We start from the raw sequence: 16,058 nt of genomic DNA, 5'->3' as shown, positions 1-16,058 counted from the left end.
CACGTGATTAGATAGCAGCAGTAATTGCTTTGCCAAGGTCATCTGTTTTAGCAGTGCCGCCTAAATCTGGTGTTAACGGGGCATGCCCAGGACCAGCAGCCAAAACTTTTTCAATCGCTGTGAAGATCGCTTTACCAGCCTCTGGATAGCCCAAGTGGTCTAACATCATTGCACCACTCCAGATCTGCCCAATCGGATTAGCAATCATCTTGCCGTAGATATCTGGAGCCGATCCGTGAACTGGCTCAAATAGTGAGGGGAACTTACCTTCTGGATTAATGCTGCCAGATGGGGCTACAGCAATCGTGCCAGTACAAGCTGGACCCAAATCAGACAAGATATCGCCAAATAAATTGCTAGCAACAACAACATCAAAGCGGTCTGGGTTCATGACAAAGTGCGCTGCCAAAATATCAATATGGTATTTATCGGTGCGCACATCGGCAAACTTCTTAGACATTGCCTCTACACGCTCATCCCAATATGGCATAGTGATAGCAATGCCATTAGATTTAGTGGCTGAAGTCAGATGCTTCTTAGGGCGACTCTGCGCAAGATCAAAAGCGTATTGCAAGATGCGATCAACACCCTGTCTTGTAAAAATGGATTCCTGAATGACAAACTCGCGATCGGTATCAGGGAACATTTTTCCACCAACACTAGAGTACTCACCTTCAGTGTTCTCGCGAACCACAAAGAAATCAATATCGCCTGGCTTGCGATTAGCTAAGGGGCATGGCACGCCCGGCAATAAACGCACTGGACGTAAATTTACGTATTGATCAAAGCCACGACGGAATTGGATCAAGCTACCCCATAATGAAACATGATCAGGCAGAATATCAGGCATGCCGACTGCGCCAAAGAAAATAGCGTCGTATTTCATGAGCGTATCAAACCAGTCATCCGGCATCATCTTGCCGTGCTTTAGGTAGTAATCACAGCTTGCAAAATCAAAGTGGTCAAACTGCATGCCAATATTAAATTTGCGATTGGCAGCCTCAAGAGCACGAACCCCCTCAGGAATAACTTCTTTACCAATACCATCACCTGGGATCACGGCAATTTTGGGGTTCTTAAAGATTTTTTTTGCATTCATGTGCTTGTAGTCTCTAGTTATATGGATGGGTAAGCTAATTTAGGCTCTATAAAGTAATTTTACTCACTTATGGCTTAACTAATCGCGCGTCGAATCTCGTCTGGAGCCGCCTTAGAGCTTTTGCCAACCGAGTCGCTGTCATGGTCGCTAGTATTTTCAATCGTCTCAGGGATATCTTCTTGCATTCGGATATTGTCTTTGGGGCAAATAGGTGCGCCATAGCTAGCCCATTTTTTTAATAAAGTCACTTCATAGCCACACTGACCGCATTTAGCTTTGCTTCTACTAGCGTTTGACGGTCTTGGTGGTGGAAACACAATTGCTTGGTGTGGATAAGGTCCAAGCTCCTGACTAATCATCATCAGCTTGACGGTTAACTCTTCAGTGGCATGCGCCATTCTCGCAGGCCCCTCAAGACCCACCGTTTGAGCGATACCTTTGAAATCTTCTCCATGCCCACTAAAGCAGTCGTCAACCGCATGACAGAGTTCATGCACCAAGGTATCGAGCAGCTGTACTGGATCATCAATTTTTGGAGAGATAAATATCTCATTGACTCCTCCACCGGAACGTTCGCGCGGCCAACACTGACCCAAGGTAGTTCTTGGGCTACTGGAGGCAGGAAATCCACAAGAAACTCTTACAGGCGGAATTGCATAGCCAGCTTTTGAAAATACAGGCTCAAGATGTTTTACGGCATCCTCTAGCCACGCTTCACGGACAGAATGTTGCTTCATTTATAGGCAGATATCAGAAAGGTTAAAAACGGTAAATTGCGATCATACGCCACCAAAAGTAGAATAGATGAATGAAAGATTTGGAAAGTCTCAGCGCGTCCCAGGCAGCAAAAGCCCTGGCCAAAAGGGAGATTAAAGCTGCTGACCTCTTGCTATCCTGTCTTGACCGTATTGGGCAGCGTGAGAGCACCGTTAAAGCCTGGGTTAGCCTAAGTAAAGAAAATGCCCTAGCACGCGCCAAAGCCCTTGATAAGGGACCTATAAAAGGCATTCTGCATGGGCTACCTATCGGCGTGAAGGATCTTTATGACACCTACGACCTACCAACAGCATATGGCTCCCCTATTTACGCCAACCACTACCCCAGCACGGACGCAGTCTCAATAGCACTCATGCGTCAATCTGGCGGAATAATTCTAGGGAAAACCGTCACAACTGAATTTGCTTCATTCAAAAGCGGTCCGACAACCAACCCCCTCGATCAAAAACATGCTCCCGGTGGATCCTCTAGCGGCTCAGCTGCAGCAGTAGCCGATTTGATGGTACCGATTGCCACCGGCAGTCAAACCGCAGGTTCGATTATTCGCCCCGCTTCTTTTTGTGGCGTCGTTGGATATAAACCGAGCTTTGGAAAAATCAGTGTCGCCGGCGTGAAAAGCTTAGCACCCTCATTGGATACGCTCGGATGTTTTGGCAGATCGGTTGAAGATGTTGCACTTGGAGTTGCTGCAATGAGTGGTGATCATGGGCTGGCAACGGTTGATGACCTCCACAACAAACTGCGGATTGCCATATGCAAAACCCCAGACTGGGAATTAGCCAGCAAAGACACTGTCAGTGCAATTGCACTGGCTCGCTTTAGCGCAGAGAGTATTGCTAAAGGAAAGGTTGAGGATTTGTCTCTCCCTAAGACTTTTGATCATCTGCGTGAATCACAAACGCGCATCATGCTGAGCGAAATGTCTCGTAGTCTAGCGTTTGAGCGAGATCATTACTCTAAAAAAATGAGCGCTCAAATCAATAAGCAACTTACCGATGGTGCGATGATTACTTATGCGCAATATTCACAAGACTTAGACCACGCCAAAGCCGCGCAATTTTGGATAGCTGAGCTGATGAATAATCAGGTAGATTTGATTATTGCCCCTAGCGCAGTCGGCGAAGCCCCTTTATTAAAGGATGGTACTGGTGACCCAATTTTTTGCAGAATCTGGACCCTACTCGGATTGCCCTGCATCAACTTGAATATTGGAAGCGGCGTCAATGGCCTACCAGTTGGCATACAACTCATCGCCGGCCCTGGTAAAGATCGCTTTTTACTTAGCACTGCTAGAGCCTTTGCACTTGCTTTACCTGATCCCGTTTTGCGAGATCAGGCTTAGTCATTTCTAAAATAATGAAATGCTTTCAGGCTCTAGTCCAAGGTAATGTTGGCTGAATGGATTACCTTATTCCAGTAAGGAAGTTCTTTCTTTACCAAGACTTCGGTTGCGGCCGGATTTTGATAGCGAATTTCTACGCCAGCAGCGTCGGCGCGCTCTTTGACTTCTGGCAATGCTAGGCCTTTTTTAACTGAGTCTGTGAGCTTAGCAATGACTGACGCTGGAGTGCCTGCCGGAGCAAATAAGCCCACCCAAGATTCCAACTGAAAAGATGGTAATCCCGCTTCAGCAGTGGTTGGGACATTAGGCATGCCTGGATGTCGATTCTTACCAGTCACCGCCAAACCTTTGAGTTTGCCACTTTGAACATGCTGCATTACAGAGGGTGGTGTTGAGATAAATACCTGTACCTGACCAGCCAAAACATCCTGAATGGCCGGGCCTGATCCTTTGTAAGGCACATGAACCATATCAACGCCAGTAGTTTGCTTAAACATCTCAGTTCCGATGTGAGATACAGAGCCATTACCTTGCGAGGCATAGTTCAGTTTGCCCGGATTGGCTTTGGCATAAGCAATAAATTCTTTTAAGTTATTCACTGGTACTGAAGGATGTACAGCAATCACATTCGTTGAAACCGTTAACAAAGCGATTGGTGAAAAATCCTTAATCGGATCCCACGGAAGTTTATCCATGAGCGCAGGATTTCCAACGTGATAACCAGAATAGGAAATTAATAAGGTGTAGCCATCAGGCTTTGCCTTAGCAACAAATTGGTAGGCAGTATTACCACTGGCACCAGGTTTGTTATCAACAATCACTGGCTGGCTAATTACACGGGTAAGCGGTTCACTCAACAGGCGCGCTGAAGTATCTACTAGACCACCTGGAGGATTGGGAACAACTAACACAATGGGTCTATCTGGAAAACTTTGAGCGCTGGCTACATTCAGCAACGCTGCCAAACTGAGTGTTAGAACACCCTTAGAAAGAAATTGGAACTTTTTCATTACGATCTCCACTGAAATTTATCTAATGCTCTTATCGTTGACCAACCTTAACTGCGCCAAAAACTGCCTGTGCCTCACGAGGCAAACAACGCCAATAGCGTTCATTTGCAGTAACAGTGGCGCCAAGAGCAGCAGCAGCTTCCCAAGCCCAGCGCGGTTTGTACAAGAAAGCTCTTGCTAACGCAATGAGATCGGCATCGCCATCTTGCAAGATCTCTTCGGCTTGATGTGGATCTGTAATTAATCCAACAGTCATGGTTGGTAATCCAGATTGCTCTTTCACAATTTTGGCAAAAGGCACTTGGTATTTTGGGCCGATAGCAATTTTTTGCAATGGAGAAATGCCGCCTGAAGAGATGTGGACAAAATCACATCCCAACGGTTTAAGTTGTTTGGCAAAACTCGCTGCCTCCTCCGGAGTCCAACCACCCTCTACCCAGTCGCTCGCTGATATGCGAATACCTAGTACACCCTTGTAGGCTGCTCTGACTGCTGCAAATAGCTCCAATGGGAAACGAATGCGATTTTCAAATGAGCCACCGTATTCATCAGTACGCTGGTTAGCAATTGGCGATAAAAATTGATGCAATAAATATCCATGCGCACCATGCAGTTCGATGCCATCGAGCCCAATACGATCAGCACGTTTAGTAGCTGTGACAAAAGCATCAATGAGATCTGTTAACTCTGACTTAGAAAGTTCATGCGGTAAACGTTCACCATCAAGCTGTGGAATTGCTGAAGGTGCCAAGGTCTCCCACCCACCTTGTTCGACTGAAAGCAATTGACCGCCATCCCATGGGGTCGCACTGGAAGCTTTGCGACCAGCGTGAGCCAGCTGAATAAATACGGGGGTAGCTGGAGCCAATTGACGTGCTCGGCTCAATTTATCCTTTAAGGCAGCTTCTGTGCGATCGTCCCATAAGCCTAAACATGCTGGAGTAATGCGCGCTTCTGGAGTCACCCCAGTTGCCTCAATAATAAATAGTGCAGCACCACTATTTAAAAGATTGCCCCAGTGCATGAGGTGCCAGTCAGTAGCCTCGCCATTAGACGCTGAATATTGGCACATTGGGGCCACAACGATGCGATTGGCAAGCTCTAGGGTTCCTCGAGGGGAATTGATGGTGTATGGGGAGAATAAAAGACTCATGGAAATGCCTTAAAAGTCGGAAAAATGGGGTCAAAAATACTAAAATTGCCTTAAAGCGATAGAATACTAAAAAAAGCAGAATAAACGAGACAGCAAAGTTGTGCAGGCGCCCTAGCCTAACGCTTTTTACCCCATAATTAACAATTCTTAAAACTGAAGACTATGAACGCTCCAAAAGCCTTTGAATCAAAAGAAGATATCGGCCACTACGTTGGTGGATCTGTTATCAATCCAAAAGAAGGTCGTTTCGCAGATATTTACAACCCTGCAAAAGGCTCAGTAGCACGTAAGGTAGCTTTGGCTAGCCGCAGTGAAGTGGATGCTGCAGTAGCTGTTGCCCAAAAGGCTTTCCTGACCTGGAGTCAGACCAGCCCCCTGCGTCGCGCACGCATCATGTTTAAGTATTTAGAGTTGCTCAATGCCAACCGTGATGAATTGGCAGCCATCATCACTGCTGAACATGGCAAAGTATTTACTGATGCACAAGGTGAAGTAACCCGCGGTATTGAAATCGTAGAGTTTGCTACTGGTATCCCAGAGCTCCTCAAAGGTGAATACACCGAACAAGTTTCTACTGATATTGATAACTGGGTAATGCGCCAACCTTTAGGGGTTGTTGCTGGCATTACGCCATTTAACTTCCCAGTAATGGTTCCGATGTGGATGTTCCCAATGGCGATTGCCTGTGGTAATACCTTCATCCTCAAGCCTAGCCCAACAGATCCATCACCCTCTTTATTGATGGCGAAATTACTCAAGGAAGCCGGTCTTCCTGATGGCGTATTCAACGTGGTACAGGGCGACAAGGAAGCCGTTGATGCATTGATTGAGAATCCAGATGTGAAGGCGATTAGCTTTGTAGGCTCAACTCCGATTGCCAATTACATCTATGAGCGTTGCGCTCACTTTGGTAAGCGCTCCCAAGCGTTGGGTGGTGCCAAGAATCACATGGTCATCATGCCTGATGCCGATATTGATAAAGCAATTGATGCCTTAGTAGGCGCCGCTTATGGATCTGCTGGCGAGCGTTGCATGGCGATCTCTGTAGCCGTATTAGTTGGCGATGTTGCCGAGAAGATCATGCCGAAGTTGATTGAGCGTACCAAGACCCTTAAAGTGAAGAATGGTATGGAGCTCGATGCCGAGATGGGCCCTATTGTGACCAAGGCAGCTTTAGAGCGCATTACTGGCTATATTGATAGCGGTGTTGCATCTGGTGCAAAGTTATTGGTAGATGGCCGTGGACTTAAGGTTCCAGGCAACGAAAATGGCTTCTTCTTAGGTGGCACTTTGTTTGATAACGTCACTCCAGACATGAAGATTTACCTCGAAGAGATCTTCGGACCGGTGCTCTCTTGCTTGCGTGTTGCCAACTTTACCGATGCGCTCAACCTTGTGAACTCTTGTGAGTTTGGCAATGGTGTTGCTTGCTTTACGAGCGATGGCAATATCGCCCGTGAATTTGCACGTCGTGTTCAAGTAGGCATGGTTGGTATCAACGTTCCTATTCCTGTGCCAATGGCTTGGCACGGTTTTGGTGGTTGGAAGAAATCCCTGTTTGGTGATATGCATGCCTATGGCAAAGAAGGCGTGCGCTTCTACACCAAGCAGAAGAGTGTGATGCAGCGCTGGCCTGAAAGCATTGCTAAAGGCGCAGAGTTTGTCATGCCGACCTCAAAATAAGATCTCAAGTTTGAGACTCTAAATAAAAATAGCGATCTTCGGATCGCTATTTTTTTATCAAGTTCCGCTAAGCATTACTGCAGCGTATTTTTGAAAGCAGGCATCAGCGGGACGGCAAGCACCTCAATACCCTCTTCTCTTAAAGATTCTGCTTCATCCAGCGTCGTTTGCCCACGAATACTGCGCTCAGGCGCTTCTTTGTAATGAATCTTTCTAGCCTCTTCAGCAAAGGAAGTACCAACATCCTCTGACTTACCCATCAATTCACGCATACCTTTAAGAAAGGCAGCCTGTACTTGAGATTCTAGCTGAGAGTGATCGCTACCAGTCAATGCAACCACATCACCACTAGCTGAGCCAATATCTTCATTGGCAGTAGCAATTGGTGTAGTTAAAGCGGTGGATGATGATTTTACGATATGGGGTGCAGAAGGCATGCGGGCAATTTGCGTGCTATCGCATACTGGGCAGGCGAGCATACCTTTATCCTGCTGTGCAAGACAGTCCTCTTCAGAGTAAAACCATCCTTCAAAGCGATGATCTAGTGGGCAAGCGAGGTTGTAGACTTTCATAAGACCTATATAGGGGCAAAAATGCCAAATTCAATAGATCTATTTTAATAGGTTTTATACAGCGTCTATTTGATGGCCTTTGGAGTCGCTAAGCCACGACGATAGCGATCCAACCAATAGGCAGAAATGGTCGTTTTAACGTCGGTAATCTCACCCTCTTCTACCCAGGCTAGCAACTGCTCCAAAGGGGCAGCAAATACATCCAAAAACTCTTCATCATCCAAATGACTATTACCAGCTACCAAGTCTTCGGCCAAGTAAATGTCAATGAATTCTGTTGAATAGGAAATCACCGGGTGAATGCGGCGAATATAGCTCCACTTTCTGGCGGCATAACCAGTCTCTTCTTCTAATTCACGTTGAGCACATAACAAATGATCTTCGCCGATCTCTAATTTTCCAGCCGGAATTTCAATACAAGCCTTGGCAATGGGATAACGATACTGACGTTCTAATAACACCCTGCCATCATCCAATAAAGCAAGCACAGCAACTGCGCCAGGATGAGTTAAGTATTCGCGCGCTGCAAGCTCACCATCAGGTAGGCGCACTTGATCGCGCTTCATATTCAGAAAGATGCCGCCGTAAATATCCTCACCTGACACCCGCTCTTCTCGCAAGTGCTGATCACCAAGGGGCAAATCTTTAAAGAATTTTTCGGTCATAGACAATCTCTCACCATAGGTAATCTTTGTTATTCCTCAATCGTACAGAAATCAGATGTCATTTAAGTGTCATATCACTGCATATACAACCCAAACAATAAAGGCTCCCAAAGGAGCCTTTATGCATTGAGATAAACAAGGCTTACGAACCCAATAAGGTGCGACGCATTGCGTCCAAGCAAACGCTCATTAAGCCAGCTGGAATAATCCCAAGCGCCAATACCAAGATCGTATTTAAGCTTAACAAGCCCTTAGCAAAGCCCGAACCAGAAACACTAGCTTCATGGCTAGGCTCATCAAAATACATGACCTTAACCACCCTGAGGTAATAGAAAGCGCCTACGAGAGAAGCCAATACCGCAATAACAGCCAAGAATGTGTGCTCAGCATCAACTAAAGCTTCTAGCACGCCTAATTTAGCCGCAAAACCTACTGTTGGTGGAATACCAGCCAATGAGAACATCATCACTAGGCCAATAAAGGCAAACCATGGATGCTTCTTGTTTAATCCTTTAAGACCTTCTAAAGTCTCGCAGTCATAACCTTTGCGCGATAGCGCCATCAAAAGACCGAAAGTCCCTAGAGTGGTTAGAACGTAGGTAATGACATAGAACACTGATGCGCTAAAAGCATGATCATCAAATACTGACAACATACCTAACATCACAAAGCCCATCTGAGCGATCGCCGAATAAGCCAACATACGCTTGACATTAGTCTGCGCAATTGCGGTGACGTTACCAACCACTAAAGAAAGAACGGCGAGCAATACCAACATTGGCTGCCAATCACCCATCAACGGCAACAAGGTATTGACCAACAAGCGGAAGAGTAGCGCAAATGCTGCCAACTTCGGAGCGCCTGCAATCATCAAGGTCACCGCAGTCGGTGCACCCTGATAGACATCAGGAACCCACATATGGAATGGCACTACGCCTAATTTGAATGCCAGACCGGCAACAATAAATACCAAGCCAAAAGCCATCACTAAATGGTTTACGCGTGGGTCAGCAACGGTTTTAAAGATCTCGATTAGGTCTAGCGATCCGGTCACGCCATAAAGCATAGACATACCATACAAGAGGAATCCTGAAGCCAATGCGCCCAAGATGAAATACTTAATTGCGGCCTCAACACTCTTTTCACTGGTATGGCGCATTGCCACCAACGCATACATTGGCAAGGCCATCAGCTCTAGACCAAGATACAGCGTCAGTAAATTTGCGCCAGAGATCAAAACCATTTGACCCAATAGCGCCAGCAAGACCATCACGATAAAGTCCGGACGGAACAAAGCGCGATCAGTTAAATACTGTTTTGAGTAAATCAAGCTAACCAATACAGCGCCACAAGAGCATGCCTTTAATAAATTGGATAAAGGATCAGATTGAAATAGGCCATTCATAGCGATGAGAGACACATCACTCAATCGACCAACGAAAGCAAAAATCAGATAAATCAGCAAGAGCAACGAGAAGAAGTAGACAAATCCAACGCCACGCGGAGTATGGAAGATATCTTGCTCAACACCTGGAGTAGAAGAAACTCTCTCACGTACATACACACTCGCCACCAACAATAAGCAAGTAGCAATAAGTAAAACGAGTTCCGGCAGGACGGCGTATAGGTCGAATGCTTGCATTTGCTTTTACTCAGAGTTTGCTTACAGCAACGTGCTGCAGCAGATTGATTACGGCTGGATGAATAATGTCTGTAAATGGTTTTGGATAGACACCCATACCAATGACGCAAATCGTCAACACAGTCATCATGAAATATTCGCGGGCGTTGAGATCCTTGAGTTCTTCAACATGCGCATTATTAATGGTTCCAAAAAATACGCGCTTAACCATCCACAAAGAGTACGCAGCACCCAAAATCAATGCGGTAGCTGCCAAGATGCCAATCACAAAGTCGTAATCGACTGCAGCCAAAATCACCATGAATTCACCGACAAATCCTGAGGTGGCTGGTAAACCGCAATTGGCCATAGCCATTAAGACTGCAAAAGCCGTAAATGCGGGCATACGATGTACAACGCCACCGTAATCAGCAATTTGTCGTGTGTGCATGCGGTCGTAGAGTACGCCAATAGACAAGAACATCGCACCAGCAACAAAGCCGTGGGAAATCATTTGTACAATGCCGCCCTCAATGCCTAATGGACTAAAGAGGAAGAAGCCAAGCGTTACGAATCCCATGTGAGCAACAGATGAGTAAGCAACGAGCTTTTTCATATCCTTCTGTACCAACGCAACCGCACCTACATAAATCACGGCTACCAAGGATAAGAAGATGACAAATGGGCCGAGGTACTGGCTCGCATCAGGAGCAATTGGTAATGAGAAACGCAAGAAACCATAAGCGCCAAGCTTCAGCATAATGGCAGCCAAGACAACTGAGCCGCCAGTTGGTGCCTCAACGTGCACATCTGGCAACCAGGTATGTAAAGGCCACATAGGAACCTTCACTGCAAATGCCATAAAGAAGGCAAAGAACAACAAAATTTGCTCAACAATATCTAAACGGGCATTTTGCCAAGCCAAGATATCAAAACTATTTGTAACGTTATAGAGGTACAACATGGCAACCAGCGTCAGCAATGAGCCAAGCAAGGTGTACAAGAAGAACTTGAATGCTGCATAAATACGGTTATGTCCACCCCATACACCAATGATGATGTACATCGGAATCAAGGTAGCTTCGAAGAATACGTAGAACAACAAGGCATCTAAAGCACAAAACACACCAATCATTAATCCTGAGAGGATCATGAATGAAGCCATATATTGTGAAACTTTGGTGTCAATCACTTCCCAAGCAGCAATGACGACAAAAATATTGATAAATGCTGTGAGCACGATGAACCAAACAGAAATACCGTCGATTCCAAGGTAGTAGTTAATGTCGTAACGAGGAATCCAGCTCACCTTCTCAACGAACTGCATGCCTGCATTGGCAATATCAAAATGAATTACCAAAGGTAATGTGGCGATAAAACCGATTATTGCTCCAACAAGTGCTAACCAGCGCACTCCAGCAGATGGTTTCTCAGACCCATAAAACAAAATAATGAGTCCAAAAACAATCGGGGTCCAAATGGCGTAAGAAAGAATCATAGTGGCTACTTAAGTAACAAAGGCCTATCGAACAAAAGGCAGGTAAGCGTACAAAACCCAAGCTAGCAATACCGCTAAGCCTGCAATCATTGCAAACGCATAGTGATACACATAACCGGATTGCAAATGGCGAATTACTCCAGCAAAGCGTCCCACTGTATGAGCGCTGCCATTAACAAAGAAACCATCAATGACTTTTTGATCGCCACGATGCCACAGGATACTGCCGATCCAAATCAGCCCTTTAGCAAACACCGCTTGGTTTAGATCATCTAAATAGTATTTGTTATCAAAGAGTTTCTTGATTGGTGCAAATGCCTCTGCGACCTTGGCAGGTAATTTTGGTACCCACAGATAGCCAATTGCTGCAGTGAGAACACCAAGGGTTACAAGACCTAATACAGGCGAAGTAAATGCATGGATTGCCATTGCTATCGGGCCGTGGAACTCATCCTCGAGTTCTTTCATCACTGGGTGACGCGCTAAATCAATGAAGATAGAATCGCCAAAGTAGGTGCCAAACAACAGTGGACTAATTGTGTAAAAGCCAATGATCACAGATGGAATGGCCAGAAGGATCAACGGCAAGGTGACAACTAATGGAGACTCATGTGGCTTCTCACCGGGAGCTAAACCATGGTGGGCATGATCATCGCCCTGCTCCGCATGGTCATGATGGTGATCATGTGAATCTGCGTGACCCCAACGGGCCTTACCGTGGAATACCCAGAAATACAGGCGGAAAGAATACAAAGCCGTCACAAATACACTGGCCATCACCGCGAAGTAAGCAAATCCTGAGCCAGGAATATGACTTGCTGCAACAGCCTCAATGATGGAATCTTTTGAATAGAAGCCGGAGAAGAACGGCGTACCAATTAAGGCCAAGTTACCCAAGAGCATCATTAGGCAAGTGATCGGCATGTATTTCCACAAGCCGCCCATCTTGCGCATATCTTGCTCATGGTGCATGCCCAAAATAACGCTACCAGCAGCAAGGAACAAGAGCGCCTTAAAGAATGCATGCGTCATCAAGTGAAAGATTGCTACTGGGTAGGCAGACACACCCAAGGCAACAGTCATGTAACCCAATTGAGACAATGTTGAATAAGCAACTACACGCTTGATATCGTTCTGCACAATACCCAAGAAACCCATAAAGAGAGCGGTAATAGAACCAATCACCAAAATAAAGCTCAGAGCAACATCTGAAAGCTCAAATAAAGGAGACATGCGCGACACCATAAAGATGCCAGCGGTAACCATGGTTGCTGCGTGAATCAATGCAGAAATTGGGGTTGGGCCCTCCATCGAATCTGGAAGCCATACATGCAATGGGAACTGTGCTGATTTGCCCATGGCACCAATAAACAAACAAATACAAGCAACGGTCAATAGATTCCAGCTAGTGCCTGGCAAAGTTTGTGCTGCCAAAGCCGCGTTTTGCGAGAAGATCACGTCATATTGCATAGAACCAGTACTTGCAAGCAATAGGCCGATGCCGAGAATGAAGCCAAAGTCACCAACACGGTTTACTAAGAAGGCTTTCATATTGGCAAAGACAGCTGATTGGCGCTCGAAGTAAAAGCCGATCAATAAATACGACACCACACCCACCGCTTCCCAACCAAAGAAGAGCTGTAAAAGGTTATTACTCATTACGAGCATCAACATAGCAAAAGTAAACAATGAGATATACGAGAAGAAGCGGTTATAACCCTCTTCACCATGCATATAGCCAATCGTATAGATATGAACCATTAGTGACACAAAAGTCACCACACACATCATGGTTGCTGTTAATGGATCAATTAAGAATCCAATATCTAAATTGAGCTCACCCAATTGCATCCAGCGATAAACAGTACCGTTGAAATAGAAACCGTCCATGACTTGCGATAAAACATTGCAAGACAAAACAAAAGCAATGGTTACGCCTAAGATAGTGACAAATTGGCTTGCACCATGACCAATACGATTACCACCTAGTTTGGTGCCAAAGAAGCCAGCAATCATTGAGCCCACAAGTGGAGCCAATGGAATCGCGCAGAGAACAGGAATATTTAAGGTCAATTGCATGACTAGCCTTTTAGGTGGTCAAGATCTTCAGCATTAATGGTATCTACCTTACGGAAAAGAACAACCAAAATTGCCAGGCCGATTGCCGCCTCAGCAGCTGCCACAGTCAAAATAAAGAATACGAATACTTGTCCTGCCATATCACCAAGATAGTGTGAGAAAGCAACAAAGTTCATATTGACCGAAAGAAGCATCAGTTCAATAGCCATTAAAAGAACAATGACATTCTTACGATTTAAGAAAATACCAATCACACTGCTTGCAAACAAGATTGCACTGAGTACTAGGTAGTGAGCTAGAGTAATCGTCATTTCTTCTCTCCTCTAGTATCTTGTTTTGCGGCCATATCAGAACCCATCTTTACGATGCGCATACGATCAGCAGCAACCACATTCACTTGCTCGTGAATGTTTTGAGACTTAGAGTCTTTGCGATTGCGCAAGGTCAAAGCAACAGCGGCGATGATCGCCACCAACAAGATCACGCCAGCAACCTCAAAAGCATAGACATAATCGCCAAAAATCAGCATGCCTAGGGCTTGGGTATTGTTCGCCATCACCTCTTCAGGCATTGGCTGCACTGGAGTATTGGTTCCAATAAAGCTACGAATAATCACAATCGATAACTCAAGAACAATTACGGCACCCATTAAGAAGGCTACTGGTAGGAATTTCTTGAAATCACGGCGCAGGTGCTCCAGATCCAAGTCCAACATCATCACCACGAAGAGGAATAAGACCATCACAGCGCCTACATAAACCAAAATCAAGGCAAGGCTTAAGAACTCGGCTTTGAGCAACATCCACAAACCAGACGCGCAAAAGAAAGCTAAAACTAAGAACAGTGCTGCGTGTACTGGGTTACGTGCTGTTATCACACGCAAAGCAGAAATCACCAGTAAGCCTGCAAAGCCGTAGAAGAAAACAGCAAATAATGTAGAGGGATCGAATGTCATAGTGAGTTGTGCTTTATTCGATTAACGATAAGGCGCATCAATAGCGCGGTTCGCGGCAATTTCTTTTTCATACTTATCGCCTACTGCCAAAAGCATATCTTTGGTGAAATACAAATCGCCACGCTTATCACCAAAATATTCAAAGATATTGGTCTCAACAATAGCGTCAACTGGACAAGCCTCTTCGCAGAAGCCACAGAAAATGCACTTGGTTAAATCAATGTCGTAACGTGTTGTGCGACGTGTACCATCATCGCGCTCAGCCGTTTCAATCGTAATTGCGTATGCAGGACATACTGCCTCGCAAAGTTTGCAGCCAATACAACGCTCTTCACCGTTTTCATAGCGACGTAAAGCATGTAAGCCGCGGAAACGATTCGACAGAGGTGTTTTCTCGTCTGGGTATTGAACGGTAATTTTTGGATTGAAGAGGTAACGACCGGTAATAGACATACCAGTCAGAATGTCTTTAAGCATCAAGCTATCGAGGAATTGGGAAATTTTCTTAAACATGATTGATCAACTTATTTCCAAATATTCCATGGGGATACAACCCACGCGCCGATAACAACCACCCAGAACACTGAGATGGGAATAAAGATCTTCCAGCCCAAACGCATAATTTGGTCATAGCGATAGCGAGGCAATGTCGCACGCAACCAAATCACACAAGACAACAGGAAGAAGGTTTTGCCAAACAGCCAGAAGAAGCCCGGGATGTCCCGCAAGATTGGTAAGTCCACAATTGGTAACCAGCCACCCAAGAACATGATCGAAGCAACCGCTGCAATCAAAATCATATTGGCGTATTCGGCCAAGAAGAACATGGCAAACGACATGCCGGAGTACTCAACCATGTGACCAGCAACGATCTCGGATTCTCCCTCAACCACGTCAAATGGATGACGATTAGTTTCAGCTACACCAGAAATGAAATAGATCAAGAACATTGGCAGCAATGGCAACCAATTCCAGGATAAGAAGTTCAAGCCCATATGGGCAAAATAACCATGCTCTTGAGAAGCCACAATCGCGCTCAAATTCAGAGAGCCAGAGGTCAGCAATACAGTAACCAATGCAAATCCCATTGCAATTTCATAAGAAATCATTTGGGCAGAAGCACGCATTGCACCAAGGAATGGGTACTTAGAGTTTGATGACCAGCCAGCCAAAATTACGCCATACACACCAATTGATGAAATCGCCATGATGTAGAGCAGACCAGCATTGACGTCAGCCAAAACCATCTTCGCTTGAAATGGAATGACAGCCCAAGCTGCGAAAGCCGGAGCAATTACCATTACCGGCGCTATGAAATAGAGAACCTTGCTAGCTTGCGTTGGAGAGATGATCTCCTTCATTAAAAGCTTTAATGCATCGGCAATTGGCTGTAGCAAACCCAAAGGACCAACGCGATTCGGTCCAAGACGAATGTGCATCCAACCAATTAACTTACGCTCCCAAAGCGTTAAGTAAGCGACGCAACCAAACATTGGCAAAACAATGATGACAATGCGAACCAATGCCCAGACGAGTGGCCACAATGAGCCAAAAAATGCCTCGCCTTGAGTCGTAATGAGGTTCAAGAAATTATCCATCTCGTC

Annotated in this window: 15 protein-coding genes; 2 read left to right on the top strand and 13 right to left on the bottom strand. The window is 45.6% G+C overall.

What is annotated here, in order from left to right; all coding sequences use genetic code 11:
• Positions 1–7: 7 nt before the first annotated feature.
• Together ICV38_RS04560 and ICV38_RS04555 are read right to left on the bottom strand one after the other, a co-directional pair.
• Positions 8–1,099: a tartrate dehydrogenase gene (locus tag ICV38_RS04560; RefSeq protein WP_305848975.1), complete on the bottom strand. Its 1,092-nt coding sequence runs from the start codon at positions 1,097–1,099 to the stop codon at positions 8–10.
• A gap of 74 nt (positions 1,100–1,173) precedes the next feature.
• Complete coding sequence (locus ICV38_RS04555) at positions 1,174–1,836, bottom strand: SprT family zinc-dependent metalloprotease (RefSeq protein ID WP_215382543.1); 663 nt, start codon at positions 1,834–1,836, stop codon at positions 1,174–1,176.
• Between the two features lie 71 nt (positions 1,837–1,907).
• Between ICV38_RS04555 and ICV38_RS04550 the strand changes: the two genes are divergently transcribed.
• The gene (locus ICV38_RS04550) at positions 1,908–3,218 is read left to right on the top strand and encodes an amidase (RefSeq protein ID WP_215382542.1); all 1,311 of its coding nucleotides are present in this window, start codon (positions 1,908–1,910) and stop codon (positions 3,216–3,218) included.
• 32 nt (positions 3,219–3,250) lie between these two features.
• Here ICV38_RS04550 and ICV38_RS04545 read toward each other — a convergent pair whose 3' ends face one another.
• Both ICV38_RS04545 and ICV38_RS04540 read right to left on the bottom strand, forming a co-directional pair.
• Entirely contained in the window at positions 3,251–4,228 is a 978-nt protein-coding gene (locus ICV38_RS04545; protein WP_215382541.1) for a tripartite tricarboxylate transporter substrate binding protein, read from the bottom strand.
• A 31-nt stretch (positions 4,229–4,259) separates the two neighbouring features.
• Positions 4,260–5,381 carry an NADH:flavin oxidoreductase/NADH oxidase gene (locus ICV38_RS04540; protein WP_215382540.1) on the bottom strand — a complete coding sequence of 374 codons (1,122 nt, stop codon included), beginning with the start codon at positions 5,379–5,381 and terminating at the stop codon, positions 4,260–4,262.
• A 162-nt stretch (positions 5,382–5,543) separates the two neighbouring features.
• On the opposite strand from ICV38_RS04540, the gene ICV38_RS04535 reads away from it, so the two are divergent.
• The gene (locus tag ICV38_RS04535) at positions 5,544–7,064 is read left to right on the top strand and encodes a CoA-acylating methylmalonate-semialdehyde dehydrogenase (RefSeq protein ID WP_215382539.1); all 1,521 of its coding nucleotides are present in this window, start codon (positions 5,544–5,546) and stop codon (positions 7,062–7,064) included.
• A gap of 74 nt (positions 7,065–7,138) precedes the next feature.
• On the opposite strand, the gene ICV38_RS04530 is transcribed toward ICV38_RS04535, so the two are convergent.
• From ICV38_RS04530 to nuoH, 9 genes are all read right to left on the bottom strand, one after another.
• The gene (locus ICV38_RS04530; RefSeq protein ID WP_215382538.1) at positions 7,139–7,636 is read right to left on the bottom strand and encodes a DUF1178 family protein; all 498 of its coding nucleotides are present in this window, start codon (positions 7,634–7,636) and stop codon (positions 7,139–7,141) included.
• A 65-nt stretch (positions 7,637–7,701) separates the two neighbouring features.
• Entirely contained in the window at positions 7,702–8,301 is a 600-nt protein-coding gene (locus ICV38_RS04525) for an NUDIX domain-containing protein (protein WP_215382537.1), read from the bottom strand.
• Between the two features lie 142 nt (positions 8,302–8,443).
• Positions 8,444–9,943 carry an NADH-quinone oxidoreductase subunit NuoN gene (gene nuoN, locus ICV38_RS04520; protein WP_215382536.1) on the bottom strand — a complete coding sequence of 500 codons (1,500 nt, stop codon included), beginning with the start codon at positions 9,941–9,943 and terminating at the stop codon, positions 8,444–8,446.
• A gap of 10 nt (positions 9,944–9,953) precedes the next feature.
• Positions 9,954–11,420, bottom strand: coding sequence for an NADH-quinone oxidoreductase subunit M (locus ICV38_RS04515; protein WP_215382535.1), 1,467 nt, complete (start codon positions 11,418–11,420; stop codon positions 9,954–9,956).
• Positions 11,421–11,444: 24 nt separating this feature from the next.
• A complete protein-coding gene (gene nuoL / locus ICV38_RS04510; RefSeq protein ID WP_215382534.1) occupies positions 11,445–13,499 on the bottom strand; it encodes an NADH-quinone oxidoreductase subunit L in 2,055 nt (684 codons plus the stop codon).
• A 2-nt stretch (positions 13,500–13,501) separates the two neighbouring features.
• Complete coding sequence (gene nuoK / locus ICV38_RS04505; RefSeq protein ID WP_215382533.1) at positions 13,502–13,810, bottom strand: NADH-quinone oxidoreductase subunit NuoK; 309 nt, start codon at positions 13,808–13,810, stop codon at positions 13,502–13,504.
• The gene (locus ICV38_RS04500; RefSeq protein WP_215382532.1) at positions 13,807–14,454 is read right to left on the bottom strand and encodes an NADH-quinone oxidoreductase subunit J; all 648 of its coding nucleotides are present in this window, start codon (positions 14,452–14,454) and stop codon (positions 13,807–13,809) included. The genes nuoK and ICV38_RS04500 overlap by 4 nt, the downstream gene beginning before the upstream one ends.
• A 21-nt stretch (positions 14,455–14,475) precedes the next feature.
• Positions 14,476–14,967, bottom strand: coding sequence for an NADH-quinone oxidoreductase subunit NuoI (nuoI, locus tag ICV38_RS04495; RefSeq protein WP_215382531.1), 492 nt, complete (start codon positions 14,965–14,967; stop codon positions 14,476–14,478).
• 11 nt (positions 14,968–14,978) lie between these two features.
• Positions 14,979–16,052, bottom strand: a complete 1,074-nt coding sequence (gene nuoH, locus ICV38_RS04490; protein WP_215382530.1) for an NADH-quinone oxidoreductase subunit NuoH — start codon at positions 16,050–16,052, stop codon at positions 14,979–14,981.
• Positions 16,053–16,058: the final 6 nt, after the last annotated feature.

It is taken from the genome of Polynucleobacter sp. MG-6-Vaara-E2, from assembly GCF_018687695.1.
GTDB lineage: Bacteria > Pseudomonadota > Gammaproteobacteria > Burkholderiales > Burkholderiaceae > Polynucleobacter.
The sequence above is the reverse complement of the archived record's forward strand: the minus strand, read 5'-3'. Positions and strand labels throughout refer to the sequence as shown.

Excerpts from the sequence above, each read along its gene's own strand:
- ICV38_RS04560 (WP_305848975.1), bottom strand. The coding sequence starts at position 1,099 with ATGAATGCAAAAAAAATCTTTAAGAACCCCAAAATTGCCGTGATCCCA.
- ICV38_RS04555 (WP_215382543.1), bottom strand. The coding sequence starts at position 1,836 with ATGAAGCAACATTCTGTCCGTGAAGCGTGGCTAGAGGATGCCGTAAAA.
- ICV38_RS04550 (WP_215382542.1), top strand. The coding sequence starts at position 1,908 with ATGAAAGATTTGGAAAGTCTCAGCGCGTCCCAGGCAGCAAAAGCCCTG.
- ICV38_RS04545 (WP_215382541.1), bottom strand. The coding sequence starts at position 4,228 with ATGAAAAAGTTCCAATTTCTTTCTAAGGGTGTTCTAACACTCAGTTTG.
- ICV38_RS04540 (WP_215382540.1), bottom strand. The coding sequence starts at position 5,381 with ATGAGTCTTTTATTCTCCCCATACACCATCAATTCCCCTCGAGGAACC.
- ICV38_RS04535 (WP_215382539.1), top strand. The coding sequence starts at position 5,544 with ATGAACGCTCCAAAAGCCTTTGAATCAAAAGAAGATATCGGCCACTAC.
- ICV38_RS04530 (WP_215382538.1), bottom strand. The coding sequence starts at position 7,636 with ATGAAAGTCTACAACCTCGCTTGCCCACTAGATCATCGCTTTGAAGGA.
- ICV38_RS04525 (WP_215382537.1), bottom strand. The coding sequence starts at position 8,301 with ATGACCGAAAAATTCTTTAAAGATTTGCCCCTTGGTGATCAGCACTTG.
- nuoN (WP_215382536.1), bottom strand. The coding sequence starts at position 9,943 with ATGCAAGCATTCGACCTATACGCCGTCCTGCCGGAACTCGTTTTACTT.
- ICV38_RS04515 (WP_215382535.1), bottom strand. The coding sequence starts at position 11,420 with ATGATTCTTTCTTACGCCATTTGGACCCCGATTGTTTTTGGACTCATT.
- nuoL (WP_215382534.1), bottom strand. The coding sequence starts at position 13,499 with ATGCAATTGACCTTAAATATTCCTGTTCTCTGCGCGATTCCATTGGCT.
- nuoK (WP_215382533.1), bottom strand. The coding sequence starts at position 13,810 with ATGACGATTACTCTAGCTCACTACCTAGTACTCAGTGCAATCTTGTTT.
- ICV38_RS04500 (WP_215382532.1), bottom strand. The coding sequence starts at position 14,454 with ATGACATTCGATCCCTCTACATTATTTGCTGTTTTCTTCTACGGCTTT.
- nuoI (WP_215382531.1), bottom strand. The coding sequence starts at position 14,967 with ATGTTTAAGAAAATTTCCCAATTCCTCGATAGCTTGATGCTTAAAGAC.
- nuoH (WP_215382530.1), bottom strand. The coding sequence starts at position 16,052 with ATGGATAATTTCTTGAACCTCATTACGACTCAAGGCGAGGCATTTTTT.